The sequence below is a fragment of the Streptomyces sp. NPDC007189 genome (assembly GCF_040703635.1).
Classification (GTDB): Bacteria; Actinomycetota; Actinomycetes; order Streptomycetales; family Streptomycetaceae; genus Streptomyces.
Genome location: NZ_JBEYEY010000001.1, coordinates 310,781 through 324,040 on the forward strand (window position 1 = coordinate 310,781; position 13,260 = coordinate 324,040).

The window sequence follows — 13,260 nt, forward strand, 5'->3', positions numbered from 1 at the left end:
ACGTGGGCGACCGAAGATCTTCCGGCCGCCCGCTCGTCGTTTGTCATGCGCATTGTCAGCACGGGAGGGGGGTGGGGACAAGGAGGCGGGGCGGGGCGTAGGGGTTTCCCTCTGTGGGGGAACTGGCTTGTGGGGGCGGCTTTTGGGTGCGTAGCCGGAGAAGGACCGGGCTGCTTCCTGGGTTTCGCCACGACGGTGCCGACAGGGGGTCATCGGCGAGGGCGCCCGGCGGCGAGGCCCCTCGGCGTTGCGCCTGGGGGGCGGGCAGTTCCCCCGCGTCCGGCCGCGGTGCGTACGGCGGGCGGGCCGGCACCTCACACGGCCAGGTCAGACCTTGTCGGCCGGAACGCGTCACCGCCCCGCCGTCACTGACCGTGCTTGCCACCGCGGCCGTGCCCCCGGCCGGGGAACGCGGTCAAGGAGGTCGTCGGACTGGGCGCGGGCGCGCTGGACGCCGCCGGAGCCGAGGCGGAGGTCGTGGCGGTCGGACCGCCGGCCGTAGGCGACTGGGACCCGCGGTCGCCCGAAGACGTGGACGACGGAGACGACGTGGACGACGAGGACGACGAGGACGCCGGGCCCGCGGAGACGCCGGCCGCCGAGGTCGGGGCAGCGGCGGCCGGGGAACCGGCGTCCGCGCTGCCGCTCGGGGTGCTGGAGTCGCCGACGGTCACGCGTCCGCCGCGCGCCGGGCCGGAGCCGTCCGGCGCGGGTGAATCCGAGCCGCCCGCCATGACGGCGATCACCGCGACCGCACCGGCCACGCCCAGCGCCCCCGCCACGGCCACCACCCGGCGACGGCCGCCCGTGCCCCGCTCGGCACGCCGCCGCGCGGCCCGCCCGTCACCCGGCGGCCCCGGCTCGGCCGGCCGGGGCAGCTCGCCGGTCTGGTCGTAGGCGCTGACCCAGCCGTGGGCGGCGGCGGGGTCGGCGTACTCGTCGTATGTCGGAGCGGCGGAGACCTGAGGGAGATACACGTTCGGCGGAGCGGAGACCACCGAAGCGTGCCCCGCGCCGGGGAGGACCTGGGTGGGCTCGGCGTCGCACCCGTTCGACGGCATCGCGACCGACGACTCGACAGTGTGATCGTTCGACGAAGCCGGCACGTCGGCGGTGTGGACCGCGGCCGACGAGCCGCGCCCCGCGCCCGGCAGAACCTGGGTCGGCCCGGAGTCGTACCCGTTCGACGGCATCGCGACCGACGACTCGACAGTGTGATCGTTCGGCGCAGCCGGGACGTCGGCGGTGTGGACCGCGGCCGACGAGCGGCGCCCCGCGCCCGGCAGAACCTGGGTCGGCTGGGCGTCGTACCCGTTCGACGGAGCCGGGACGTCGGCGGTGTGGACCGGGGCCCACGAGCCGTGCCCCGCCGACCCCGGCACCATCCGTGTCGCCTCGGCGTCGTACACATTCGGCGGAACCGGGGCCGGTGTGTTCGGGGTGTACCCGTTCGGCGGAGTGCGGGGCGCGTCGCCCGGTGCGTGTCCGCCGTCCATGCCCGTCTCTTCGTGCATCCCCGCCCCACTCCGCCTCGCTGTGCACACGCCGCCACCAGGCCCGCCCCCGGGCGACCCCGCCGTACGGCCAGGGCCGGCGCGGCGGAGCGGCACCGCATTTTAGGGACGCAAGTGGCTCCTGAGACAGCCGTCGGCGATATCCGGACAATTCGCCGTGTCTCACGTGTCGGAAAACACGAGCCACGAGCCGTTACCGGGCCGTAAGCTCGCGGGCATGCAGGTGATCCAGTCGACCAAGCTCGCCAACGTCTGTTACGAGATCCGGGGCCCGGTTCTCGAGGAGGCCATGCGGCTTGAGGCGGCGGGTCACCGCATCCTCAAGCTCAACACCGGCAACCCGGCCGCCTTCGGCTTCGAGTGCCCACCGGAGATCCTGGAGGACATCCTCCGGAACGTGTCCTCCGCGCACGGTTACGGCGACGCGAAGGGCCTGCTGGCCGCCCGCCGCGCGGTCGTCATGCACAACCAGACCCTCGGCATCGAGACGGACGTCGAGCACGTCTTCATCGGCAACGGCGTCTCCGAGCTGATCGTGATGGCGATGCAGGGCCTGCTGGACGACGGCGACGAGGTCCTCGTACCGGCCCCGGACTACCCGCTGTGGACGGCCGCCGTCTCCCTCTCCGGCGGTACGGCCGTGCACTACCGCTGCGACGAGCAGTCGGACTGGATGCCGGACCTGGCCGACATCGAGCGCAAGGTCACCGACCGCACCAAGGCCATCGTCATCATCAACCCGAACAACCCCACGGGCGCGGTGTACGACGAGGCGATGCTCAAGGGTCTGACCGACATCGCCCGCCGCCACAACCTGCTGGTCTGCTCGGACGAGATCTACGACAAGATCCTCTACGACGGCGCCACGCACACCCCGACCGCGAAGATCGCCCCCGATCTGCTCACCCTCACGTTCAACGGCATGTCGAAGGCGTACCGGGTGGCCGGCTACCGGGTCGGCTGGATGTCGATCTCCGGCCCGCGTGCGCACGCCGACTCCTACATCGAGGGCCTGACGATTCTGGCGAACATGCGGCTGTGCGCCAACATGCCGGGGCAGCACGGGGTTGTCGCGGCCCTCAGCGGACGCCAGTCGATCAAGGACCTGGTGCTGCCGGGCGGGCGGCTGAAGGAGCAGCTGGACACCGCGTACGAGCTGCTGACGCAGATCCCGGGCGTGAGCTGCGTACGGCCGAAGGGCGCGCTGTACCTCTTCCCGCGGCTGGACCCGCAGGTCTTCAAGATCAAGGACGACCGGCAGATGGTCCTCGACCTGCTGCGCCGGGAGAAGATCATGGTCGTCCAGGGCACGGGCTTCAACTGGCCCGAGCCGGACCACTTCCGGGTGGTGACCCTGCCGACGGTCGGCGACCTCCGGGACGCGATCACCAGGATCGGGAACTTCCTGGACGGCTACAGCCAGCCGTAGCGGAGAGGGTCCCGGAGGCTCCTGTCCGTGACCCGACTCAACTTTAGACGAAATCCAAGGTAGGATGGCTTCCTGTCAGAGCACAGGAGGCCATCCCCCATGTACGAGCCGATCCGCACCAAGTCGGTCCACAGCACGAGGGCCGGCTCCGCCTCCGAGTTCCCCCACCGGTCGCGCGAGGAGGAGCTGGACATCCAGCTCGCCGGGCACCTCGCCGCGCTGCTGACCGTGACCGACGAGCTGCGCGGACTGACTCCGTCGCACGACCTCGACACCGCCGCCGAGCGACTCTCCGAGCAGGTCGGCCGGCTCCGCGGCGGGCACGGCCCGCTGCGGGCGGCGCCGTCCGCCGCCGGCGACCCCCTGGCACTGCACCAGCGTGCGCACGCGCTCGCCGGCCGCGCGCTGGTGGTCGCCGCCTCGCGTGCGGACACGGCGGCGGCGATCCTCGCGGCCGAACGGATGGACGCGCACGCCGGAGCACTGGCCGAGCCGGAGCACACCGGGCCGGCGGAACCGAAGGAACTGAGCACCACCGCCTGACCCCGCGGGGTCCCCGGATCGGCCCCGGTCCGCGTGCACCCCAGCGACGCGCGGACCGGGCGCCATACAGCCCCCTGATCTCCTCCTGAATCTCCTCCTGATCCTCAGATGAAGATGAAGAAGAGGATCAGGATCACCACCGCCAGGACCAGCCACCACACCCATGTATGCCGGTGCCCGGTTCTCGGCCTGCTCTCGGGGCCGCCGCCGCGGGGGCGGTCCTCCGCCATCTGCGGATTCTCCGGACGGTCCTGGGAGTAGAAGTCATCGCCGCCTGCCATCCGCCATCCCTCCTTCAGCCGTGAACACCGGGTACCCGCGTGGACCGACCCGATCCCGCCGGGCGAGCGTCGTGCTGCGCGAACCGGTCCCGGTTACCCGCTGCTCACCGTCCCGCACAGACTGCGTACATTCGGGTGGACCGCGCACCCACAGACCCGCCAAGCGGCGATGGCCTCACGACTTCCTCGTAACGTCGGACAGCGTGAAACACAGGCCATTGCTGGCAGGACTCTTCGGTGTGGCCGTGGTTGCCACAGGTCTGACCTCCTGGGCGGTTGCAACCCGGCTGGGCACGCCCTGGGACGCCAAGGCCCCGATGACGGTGCAACAACAAGCCGACTCCCTGTTGCAGAAGGGCATGCTCCAGGACAGGGGCCACGATCCCAAGGGAGCCGCCCGCTCGTACGCGCGCGTGCTTCATCTGCAGCCGGAGAACAAGTTCGCCTGGTTCAACCTGGGAGTCGCCGCGCAGGAAGTCGGTGACACGGCCGATGCCCGTCGGGCCTATGAAAAGACCCTGACGATCGATCCGGCGTTCGCACCGGCTCTGTACAACCAGGCGCTGCTCCTGGAGCACACCGAGCCCGACCAGGCCGCGGCACTTCTGGAACGCACCGCGGCCGCCGACCCGAAGGCCGCCGCCGCGCACTACCATCTCGGGCTCATCTGGTCGCGAAAGGACAGCGACCACAAGGCGGTGCAGGAATTCCGCCGGGCCGTCGCGATCGACCCTTCCCTGCTCTCCCAAGTGCCGCGCGCGTTCAGGGACTCTGTGCGCGGGAGTTGAGCGGACAGGAGCCGAGCTCCCCGAGGGGATCAGGATGACGCCGACGGCGGCAGCGAGGCTGCCGCCGTCTCGGGCGTTTCAGACTCCCACGAGCTCGCTCGGTTTCAGATGCTGCTCCGCGAGCTCGAGGTTCTTCATCACGCGCTCACGGTGTTCCTCGGGCAGCTTGCCGCTCGCCAGGAGGCGTTCGCAGCAGTCCTTGGACTCCGCGTACTCGCCCACCCAGTAAGCGGACACCGCGAGTTCGTCCAGCGCCTGCCAGTCGTACCAGTGGGACTCGACGAACAGACCATGGGCCGGCTGCGGGATCCGTACCGCCTGCCGCGCGAACATGTAGGCGAGGGGCCAGCGTTGGCCGTTGACACGGCACCACCGCGCGAGTTCGGCCAAGGCCTCGACGCGCGAGGGCAGGCTCTCATGGGCCCGCAGGTAACGGTCCATCACCTCGCCCGGCGGCCGGCCGAGCGCTTCCGCGGCCCGGGCGGCAGCGAGGTGGGCGCAGAAGGTCTCATGGTCCCAGCCCGCCATGGTCGCCCGACGGTCGTAGGCTTCGAGCGCCTTCTCCAGCTCACCCGCGTCGCGCCAGCTCTGGGCGAGGTAGAAGGCATAACGCGCGTTGCCGGGCTCCTTGGCCAGCCCGTCCTCGAGGATCTTCGCATCGCGCAGGTACTTGTCCCGCAGGCCCTCGTTCCTCTGGCGCCCCCCGCCGCCCAGGATGACCATGCGGGCGCCTTCGAGATTGCCGAGGCTGAAGGGCCCGCCGCAGTCCACGTACTCGTGGAGTACGCCGACGTACCGCCAGGGCAGCCGCGTCGCGACCAGGGCGGGGCGCCAGTAGACGCTGCCCCCGTAGTGGATGTCGACTCGGTAGGCGTCTTCGGTCAGCTCCGGCATACGGAAACCGGGCTCCGTCTCCATCACGTCGTCGGCGTCGATGAAGAACAAGTAGTCCGCGCGGTCGCGGGCGAGTTCGATCGCCTCGGTCCGGCTGCCGTCGTACCCCTTCCAGGGCCGTTCGTACAGTTCGCCGGGCAGATCACGGTAGACCTCGCGGATGACGTCCTGGGTGCCGTCGGTGGAGCCGGTGTCCACGATGACCCAGGTGTCGATCAGGGGTCGCATGGATTCCAGGCACCGCCGGATCACCGGGGCTTCATCCTTGACGATCATGTTCAGACAGACCGTTGGTTTCACGGGTCCCATCCCACTCGGTAGCGGCACACAACCGAATAGGGACGCTATCCATCTGTTTCGCGCCAGGCAAAGAGGCTGATCCGAGAAGCCGTTTTCGACTCGTGCATACGGGTGGTTTACGACACCCGAGTGCCTGGCTGATGGTGGCGCCCTCGGAGCGAACTCGTAACGTCTGTGTCCGCCATCCGAGAAATCCAATCATCCGTCCTCGACTATTCCACGAGATGTGACATGGTGAAACACAAGAGATTGTGGGCAGGGCTCGCCGGCGCCGCGACGGCCGCGATCGGGGTGACGGTTTGGGCTTTCCATTCCCCGTCGGCCGATCCATCGGAGTCCAAGGCCGCGACAGCGCCCCGGCAGAGCAAAGACACCGACACCGGCGCGCTCCTGCAGTCAGGTCTGCAGAGCCAGGCGCAACAGGATCTCGCCGGCGCGGCCAAGAGCTACCGGCGCGTGCTGGAAATCGACCCGCGGAACAAGGACGCCTGGTACCGCCTGGGGCTCATCGCGCAGCAGAACGGCCGCACGGCCGAGGCCCGCGCCAACTTCGACAAGGCGCTCAAGACCGACCCCTCGTTCGTGTCCGCCCTCTACAGCGAGGCGAACATGGTCACGGCGAGCGAGCCGGACCAAGCCATCGAACTGCTCGAGCGCGCCGTCGCCACCGCCCCGAAGTCGGCGGTGATGCAGTTGCAGCTCGGCACGCTGTTGGCGAAGGAGCACCGCGATGCCGAGGCGAAGAAGGCATTCCGGCAGGCGGTCGCGGCCGACCACCGCATGCTGGCCCAGGTGCCGGAGGCGTTCCGGGATTCGGTGAGGGGGGCAGCGACTTCGGGTGAGCAGTGATCGCACGAATGCCTGAAGTCCCACCTCGTCTCGATGTGGGAGAGTGCGCCGCATGCTGCGACGGTCGGCTGTAAACCCGTACCGGTCACGGCGGCGGCTGCCGCGGCGGCCAGGCCCTCGGTGAAGGACACCTGCGGGCCTGGCCGAGCATTTGTCTCTGGTCTGCCCGGTCCCGCCGCCGATGCCAGCCGGCCTCCGAAGTGGGCCGCCGTGCAGTAGCAGGTCGACAGCCCGGCAACCATACGGGCGGTGCCCCGAGACCGAGGGCCCCGGGGCACCGCTGCCCGCGTGTGGTTTTACGGCGTCGGGTGGACGCAGACCACATAAGAGGTGATCGGCTGATTGGCCGTGGTAGTGGCCGTCCAGGCATTGGGCGGGTTACCGACCGGGAAGCTGTCGCGCATGGCGCCTGCGTTGGTCGAGAAACCACCGCCGGTGGCGAAGTCACCGGTGTTGCACGTGGCCGTCGCCGTGCGGTTGGCGGTGGCAGTGTTGACGTAGGTGGTAGCGACCGTGCCGGTGGCGCCAGTGGCTCCCGTGGCGCCAGTGGCTCCCGTGGCGCCAGTGGCTCCCGTGGCACCGGTGCCACCTGTCGCGCCCGTCGGGCCCACCGAGCCGGTACCGCCAGGACCAGTGGGACCCGTCGCGCCGGTGGCACCCGTCGCACCTGTCGCGCCAGTCGCGCCTACCGAGCCGGTACCGCCAGGACCAGTGGGACCCGTCGCGCCGGTGGCACCCGTCGCACCGGTGGCACCCGTCGCGCCCGTGGCGCCGTGGCACTTGCAGGGCTTTTCGTGATCGCCCTTGCCGTGGTCGTCGCCCTTGCCGTGGTCGTCGTCCTTGCCGTGGTCGTCGAACTTGCCGTGATCGTCGCCCTTGCCGTGGTCGTCGTCGCCCTTGTTGCCCTGGTCGCCGGGGCCGGGGCCGTAGTCGCCGTACATCGAGGCGAGGCTTTCGTCGGCGACCCTGTCGATCGCGTCGGCGATGGCATCACCGAGACCGCGGCGCGGCCCCTGCATCTCCGCGGCACCGACGGCGCCTTGGCGCTGCATACCCTGGGCGGCGGCCACTGTGCCCGGCAGGACGTTGAGGGCAACGGTGAGCGCGCCGGTGCCGACCATCATGGCGGACCTCAGGCGCGAATTTCTGAACGTTCTACGGTTCAAGGGAACCTTCCCTGGAAGTGAGCGGAAAGACCGCAGGCGGGCACACGGGGAGTGCTTCTCCGCTTGCGTGTCTCGCAGCGTCGGCCGCGGACGACAACAATGTGCACCTCTACGCATGAAGGAATACGAATATCTCCGTGCGGTTCGCCAAGGATCACCCGCGCGGCGTTAAATTGTTCGCCCAAGGCACCCAAAAGCCGAGCGTCTGATTTCACACCGGCTTCTGCGATATGCGTCAGGGTGTCGAGGGAGGGCATTGTGGGAGGCATCCCCTCACCACATGCTGGACAGGCCCGGCGGAGCCGGCAGTCTCAGGCTTCGCCGGGCCCGGTTCTCAGGGGCAGCTGATGCGGGTGTCGCCCGGGTCGGTGGTGCAGGAGTCGAAGCCGGGGCCGCCGTTGGCCGTGTCGTTGGCGGAGACGCCGTCGGTGGTGATGACCCGGTCGTTGCCGTAGGAGCCGTTCACCACGTCGTTGCCGGGGCCGCCGTACAGCGTGTCGTTGCCGTCGCCGCCGTCGATGTTGTCGTTGCCGTAGTCGCCGTAGACGATGTCGGAGCCGCCGTTGCCGCGGATGGTGTCGTTGCCTCCCAGTCCGCAGATCACGTCGTTGCCGAACGTGCCGTTGAGGGTGTCGGCGCCACTGGTGCCGACGATCGTGCAGCCCCGGGAGTTGTTGACGCCGCTGCTCGCCGTGGCCGTGTTGTTTCCGGTCGCCGGGTCGGTCTCGTTGGCGCGGACCGAGGCGGTGTTGGTCAGCGTGCCGGTGGTGCGGGGTTCGGCGACCACCGTGACCGTGGCACTGGCGCCCGGAGCCAGCGTGCCTAGGGAGCAGGTGGCGCCGGTGGCGGTGGCGGTGCAGCCGCCCTGGCTGGGCACGGCCGACACCACGGTCGCGCCCGCTCCGGAGAGCGAGTCGCTCAGCGTGACACCGGTGGCCGACGCGGTCGAGCCGCTCACGTTGGTCACGCGCACGGTGTACGTGGCCCGGTCGCCCAGGGTGACGGAGGACGGGCCCGTCTTGGTGACCGACAGGTCCGCGCTCGGCGGGGGCGGCGGGGTGCCGCCGCCGCCCTGGTAGCGGGCCAGCGCGAAGTCGCTGTCCGGGCCGCCCTGACCGGCGGCGACGATCTTCCCGTCGGACTGCAGCGCCACGCCGTGGGCCGCGTCGCTGCCGCCGAAGCCCGTGGTCACCTGACCGCCGGTGCCGAAGCCGGTGTCCAGGCTGCCGTTGGTGTCGTACCGCAGGACCTTGAAGCCGCCGGGCCCGCTGCCTGCGACGACGATCCGCCCGTCGCTCTGCAGCTTCATGTCCTGGCCGCTCGCACCGGGCGTGACGACCAGGCCGTTGCCGTCGAAGCTCGGGTCCAGGGTGCCGTTGGTGTTGTAACGGGCCACCGCGACACCGCCGCCGCCCCCGCCGGCCGCGACGATCTTGCCGTCGGACTGGACCGCCAGCGCCTCCGCCGAGTCGTAGTCTCCGAAGTCGGTGCGCTGGATGCCGTTGCTGCCGAACCCGGTGTCGAGGCTGCCGCCGCTGGTGTAGCGGACGAGTACGAAGTCGAACCGGGTCGTCCCGACCTCGCCCGCGATGACGATCTTTCCGTCGGGCTGCAGGACCAGGGCGCGCGCGTCGCCGCCCTCCTCCGGTGAGGATCCCAGACGCGTGGTGACCATGCCGTCACCGCTGAAGGTCGTGTCCAGGCTGCCGTCGGGGTTGTAGCGGGCCACCGCGGCATCGCCTCCGACATAGCCCGCGGCGACGATCTTGCCGTCGGGCTGGACCGCCACGTCCTCGGCCTCTTCGGGGTCGCCGAAGTCGGTGAACACCCTGCCGTCGCCGCCGCCGAAGCTCGGGTCCAGCGTGCCGTCCGGGTTGTACCGGGCGACCGTGAACCAGCAGCAGTCGTCGTACCCCCGCCAACTGCCGCCCGCCACCACGATCTTGCCGTCGGGCTGCAGCGCCACGGCGTGCGCCTCGCTCCACTGGAGCTGGTCGGACGGGATCATGTTGTTGATGGGGGTCGTGACCCTGCCGTCGCCGCCGAAGCTGGTGTCCAGGGTGCCGTCGGAGTTGTGGCGGCTGAGCGCGAAGTCGCTCTCCGTTCCCGACGGGTCGGCGGAGGAACCGACGGAGACGATCCTGCCGTCGGACTGCACGGCCACGTCGTTGGCGGAGTCGGTGCCGCCGAAGTCGGTGAGGACGGTGCCGTCGCCGCCGAAGCCGGGGTCCAGGTCGCCGGGCGCGGCGAACGCGGTGCCGGACAGGGCCAGTACGAGCGCCAGGACGGTGGCCGCCACCGCACCGGCCCGGGCCGCGCGTGATCGAACACAGGACGTGAACGATCGAACATGAGGTGTGAGCATGGGCCACAGCCTCTCGGCCCCTCGCACACCGGCCGGCCGCCCACACCAGGCTTGGGCCGACCGGCCGCGGGGATCCACCCGCGCGGGTGAGACACGGCCAACGACCGGGGCCCCGCACGCCGTTGTGCGGGGCCCCGGTGGGTGTGTCCACGGCCGGCCGTGACGATCGCTGGTCAGGGCACGGCGGCCGGCCGTGGGGTCTTGCGGGATCTCTCGTTCGAGACCCTGTTGTTCCAGGCGCGGGCCTCAGCCCAGGCGCCCCACCGGAGATTCGGGCTCAGCCCAGGCGCTCCACCAGCGCGTGGTACTGGTCCCACAGCTCCTTCGGGGTGTGGTCGCCGAAGGTGTTGAGGTGCTCGGGGATCAGGGCGGCCTCCTCGCGCCAGACCTCCTTGTCGACCGTGAGCAGGAAGTCCAGGTCGGACGCGGAGAGTTCGAGGCCGTCGGTGTCCAGCGCGCCCTTGGCCGGCAGCACGCCGATCGGGGTCTCGACGCCCTCTGCCTTGCCCTCCAGGCGCTCCACGATCCACTTCAGGACGCGGGAGTTCTCGCCGAAGCCGGGCCAGACGAACTTGCCGTCGTCGTCCTTGCGGAACCAGTTGACGTAGTAGATCTTCGGCAGCTTGGCCTGGTCCTTGTCCTTGGCCACGTCGACCCAGTGGCCCATGTAGTCGCCCATGTTGTAGCCGCAGAACGGCAGCATCGCGAACGGGTCGCGGCGCAGTTCGCCGACCTTGCCCTCGGCGGCGGCGGTCTTCTCGGAGGCCACGTTGGCGCCGAGGAAGACGCCGTGGTTCCAGTCGAAGGACTCGGTCACCAGCGGTACGGCGCTGGCGCGGCGGCCGCCGAAGAGGATCGCGGAGATCGGCACGCCCTTGGGGTCCTCCCACTCGGGCGCGATGATCGGGCACTGCGAGGCCGGCACGGTGAAGCGGGCGTTGGGGTGGGCGGCCGGGGTCTCGGACGCGGGCGTCCAGTCGTTGCCCTTCCAGTCCGTGACGTGCGCCGGGGGCTCCTCGGTCATGCCCTCCCACCACACGTCGCCGTCGTCGGTGAGTGCGACGTTGGTGAAGACCGCGTTGCCCCACAGGGTCTTCATCGCGTTGGCGTTGGTGTGCTCGCCGGTGCCGGGGGCGACGCCGAAGAAGCCGGCCTCGGGGTTGATCGCGTACAGGCGGCCGTCCTCGCCGAAGCGCATCCAGGCGATGTCGTCGCCGATGGTCTCCACGGTCCAGCCGGAGATCGTGGGCTCCAGCATGGCGAGGTTGGTCTTGCCGCAGGCGCTCGGGAAGGCGGCGGCGACGTACTTGGACTCGCCCTGCGGCGGGGTGAGCTTGAGGATCAGCATGTGCTCGGCGAGCCAGCCCTCGTCACGCGCCATGACCGAGGCGATACGCAGCGCGTAGCACTTCTTGCCGAGCAGGGCGTTGCCGCCGTAGCCGGAGCCGTACGACCAGATCTCGCGGTCCTCGGGGAAGTGCGAGATGTACTTGGTGGAGTTGCACGGCCACGGAACGTCCTCCTCGCCCTCCTCCAGCGGGGCGCCGAGGGTGTGCACGGCCTTCACGAAGAAGCCCTCGTCGCCCAGCTCGTCCAGGACGGCCTGACCCATGCGCGTCATCGTGCGCATGGAGACGGCGACGTACGCGGAGTCGGTGATCTCCACGCCGATCGCGGACAGCGGGGAGCCGAGCGGGCCCATGCAGAACGGGACGACGTACATGGTGCGGCCCCGCATGGAGCCGCGGAACAGGCCTTTCTCGCCGGTGAAGATCTCCCGCATCTCGGCGGGGGCCTTCCAGTTGTTGGTCGGGCCGGCGTCCTCCTCCTTCTCGGAGCAGATGAAGGTGCGGTCCTCGACGCGTGCGACGTCGGTCGGGTCGGAGGCCGCGTAGTAGGAGTTGGGGCGCTTGATCGGGTCGAGCTTCTTGAAGGTGCCCTTGGCGACGAGCTCTTCGCAGAGTCGGTCGTACTCCGCCTCCGACCCGTCGCACCAGACGACCCTGTCCGGCTGCGTCAGTTCGGCGATCTCGTCGACCCAGGAGATCAGTTCCTGGTGGTGGGTGGGAACGCTGGAAGCCGAGTTGTCGCGCGCCACGGTTGCTCCTAAGTGAGGGATTTATGCCCTGGTGAGGGATTTTGTCCTTGTGCCCCGTGGGGGCTGCGACCCGGACGCTTCACGGGTGTGCTCATCCGGTGCCGACCGCACTCATTTGATCATCCGCCCAGAGTGCCCATATGTCCAGGGGAGGTCACAGGTGAGCGAAGTGAGGAAGGCCACGGTTTCCAGGCCTGTTTGCGTTCCCTTTACGTCCAGGTTTGTGTCACCTGAAGGTCTTTTTGCGTTCGATCGACCAAGTCCCGCGTTCACCCACGACTTACGGTGGCGTAGGTACCATGCCCCGCATGACTGCGTCCGCCCCCGACGCGCCCACGGAGACGCCGGCCGACGGCCGTGGTCCCGTGGCGCTCTCCCTGCCGCATCCGGTCAAGCCCAGGCTGCGCGGCTGGCTGCATCTCGGCATGTTCCCGGCCGTACTCATCGCGGGCCTCGTGCTCACCGCGCTCGCGGACTCCACCAGAGGCCGCATAGCCTGCGGGATCTACGTCCTCACGGCCTGTCTGCTGTTCGGCGTCAGCGCGCTGTACCACCGGGGCAACTGGAGCCCGCGGATGGACGGCGTCCTGCGCCGCCTCGACCACGCCAACATCTTCCTGATCATCGCCGGCACCTACACACCGTTGACGATCCTGCTCCTGCCCGGCGCCAAGGGGCAGTGGCTGCTGTGGGGGATCTGGGCCGCGGCGGCGGCCGGCATAGTCTTCCGCGTCTTCTGGGTCGGCGCCCCGCGCTGGCTGTACACGCCCTGCTACATCGCGATGGGCTGGGCGGCCGTCTTCTTCCTGCCCGACTTCCTGCGCACCGGCGGCATCGCCGTCCTGGTCCTGGTGGTCACCGGCGGCCTGCTCTACAGCGCCGGCGGCGTGGTCTACGGCATCAAGCGCCCGAACCCGTCACCGCGCTGGTTCGGCTTCCACGAGGTCTTCCACTCCCTCACCCTGGCCGCGTTCGTGGTGCACTACGTCGGCATCTCACTGGTGGCGTACCAGCACGCGTAGCTCCGACCTGC

The 13,260-nt window shown here is 69.9% G+C and carries 11 protein-coding genes; 5 read left to right on the forward strand and 6 right to left on the reverse strand.

All coding sequences use genetic code 11. The features are described from left to right. Positions 1 to 365: 365 nt before the first annotated feature. Positions 366 to 1,514 (reverse strand): hypothetical protein, encoded by a 1,149-nt coding sequence (locus tag AB0950_RS01445; protein WP_366777541.1) that lies wholly within the window; start codon positions 1,512 to 1,514, stop codon positions 366 to 368. A 217-nt stretch (positions 1,515 to 1,731) separates the two neighbouring features. Between AB0950_RS01445 and AB0950_RS01450 the strand changes: the two genes are divergently transcribed. Both AB0950_RS01450 and AB0950_RS01455 read left to right on the forward strand, forming a co-directional pair. Then, on the forward strand, positions 1,732 to 2,943 hold the full coding sequence (locus tag AB0950_RS01450) for a pyridoxal phosphate-dependent aminotransferase (RefSeq protein WP_360574928.1): 1,212 nt from the start codon (positions 1,732 to 1,734) through the stop codon (positions 2,941 to 2,943). A gap of 99 nt (positions 2,944 to 3,042) precedes the next feature. After that, entirely contained in the window at positions 3,043 to 3,486 is a 444-nt protein-coding gene (locus tag AB0950_RS01455; RefSeq protein ID WP_366777543.1) for a hypothetical protein, read from the forward strand. Positions 3,487 to 3,590: 104 nt separating this feature from the next. Here the strand turns inward: AB0950_RS01455 and AB0950_RS01460 are convergent, their stop codons facing one another. Beyond that, positions 3,591 to 3,767 (reverse strand): hypothetical protein, encoded by a 177-nt coding sequence (locus tag AB0950_RS01460; protein WP_360159846.1) that lies wholly within the window; start codon positions 3,765 to 3,767, stop codon positions 3,591 to 3,593. A 239-nt stretch (positions 3,768 to 4,006) separates the two neighbouring features. Between AB0950_RS01460 and AB0950_RS01465 the strand changes: the two genes are divergently transcribed. Beyond that, positions 4,007 to 4,555 carry a tetratricopeptide repeat protein gene (locus tag AB0950_RS01465; protein WP_360574930.1) on the forward strand — a complete coding sequence of 183 codons (549 nt, stop codon included), beginning with the start codon at positions 4,007 to 4,009 and terminating at the stop codon, positions 4,553 to 4,555. Positions 4,556 to 4,633: 78 nt separating this feature from the next. Here AB0950_RS01465 and AB0950_RS01470 read toward each other — a convergent pair whose 3' ends face one another. After that, complete coding sequence (locus AB0950_RS01470) at positions 4,634 to 5,758, reverse strand: glycosyltransferase (RefSeq protein ID WP_366777545.1); 1,125 nt, start codon at positions 5,756 to 5,758, stop codon at positions 4,634 to 4,636. Between the two features lie 222 nt (positions 5,759 to 5,980). Between AB0950_RS01470 and AB0950_RS01475 the strand changes: the two genes are divergently transcribed. Beyond that, on the forward strand, positions 5,981 to 6,598 hold the full coding sequence (locus AB0950_RS01475) for a tetratricopeptide repeat protein (RefSeq protein WP_366777547.1): 618 nt from the start codon (positions 5,981 to 5,983) through the stop codon (positions 6,596 to 6,598). Between the two features lie 296 nt (positions 6,599 to 6,894). Here the strand turns inward: AB0950_RS01475 and AB0950_RS01480 are convergent, their stop codons facing one another. The 3 genes from AB0950_RS01480 to AB0950_RS01490 form a co-directional block, all read right to left on the reverse strand. Further along, positions 6,895 to 7,722, reverse strand: a complete 828-nt coding sequence (locus AB0950_RS01480; protein ID WP_366777548.1) for a hypothetical protein — start codon at positions 7,720 to 7,722, stop codon at positions 6,895 to 6,897. A 376-nt stretch (positions 7,723 to 8,098) separates the two neighbouring features. Next, a complete protein-coding gene (locus AB0950_RS01485) occupies positions 8,099 to 10,063 on the reverse strand; it encodes a calcium-binding protein (RefSeq protein ID WP_366777549.1) in 1,965 nt (654 codons plus the stop codon). 343 nt (positions 10,064 to 10,406) lie between these two features. Beyond that, positions 10,407 to 12,227 carry a phosphoenolpyruvate carboxykinase (GTP) gene (locus AB0950_RS01490; protein ID WP_360159840.1) on the reverse strand — a complete coding sequence of 607 codons (1,821 nt, stop codon included), beginning with the start codon at positions 12,225 to 12,227 and terminating at the stop codon, positions 10,407 to 10,409. 308 nt (positions 12,228 to 12,535) lie between these two features. Here AB0950_RS01490 and AB0950_RS01495 point away from each other — a divergent pair, with 308 nt between their 5' ends. After that, entirely contained in the window at positions 12,536 to 13,249 is a 714-nt protein-coding gene (locus AB0950_RS01495) for a hemolysin III family protein (protein WP_360159839.1), read from the forward strand. Positions 13,250 to 13,260: the final 11 nt, after the last annotated feature.

Coding starts and splice junctions, on each gene's coding strand:
- AB0950_RS01445 (WP_366777541.1), bottom strand. CDS start 1,514: ATGCACGAAGAGACGGGCATGGACGGCGGACACGCACCGGGCGACGCG.
- AB0950_RS01450 (WP_360574928.1), top strand. CDS start 1,732: ATGCAGGTGATCCAGTCGACCAAGCTCGCCAACGTCTGTTACGAGATC.
- AB0950_RS01455 (WP_366777543.1), top strand. CDS start 3,043: ATGTACGAGCCGATCCGCACCAAGTCGGTCCACAGCACGAGGGCCGGC.
- AB0950_RS01460 (WP_360159846.1), bottom strand. CDS start 3,767: ATGGCAGGCGGCGATGACTTCTACTCCCAGGACCGTCCGGAGAATCCG.
- AB0950_RS01470 (WP_366777545.1), bottom strand. CDS start 5,758: ATGGGACCCGTGAAACCAACGGTCTGTCTGAACATGATCGTCAAGGAT.
- AB0950_RS01475 (WP_366777547.1), top strand. CDS start 5,981: ATGGTGAAACACAAGAGATTGTGGGCAGGGCTCGCCGGCGCCGCGACG.
- AB0950_RS01480 (WP_366777548.1), bottom strand. CDS start 7,722: ATGATGGTCGGCACCGGCGCGCTCACCGTTGCCCTCAACGTCCTGCCG.
- AB0950_RS01495 (WP_360159839.1), top strand. CDS start 12,536: ATGACTGCGTCCGCCCCCGACGCGCCCACGGAGACGCCGGCCGACGGC.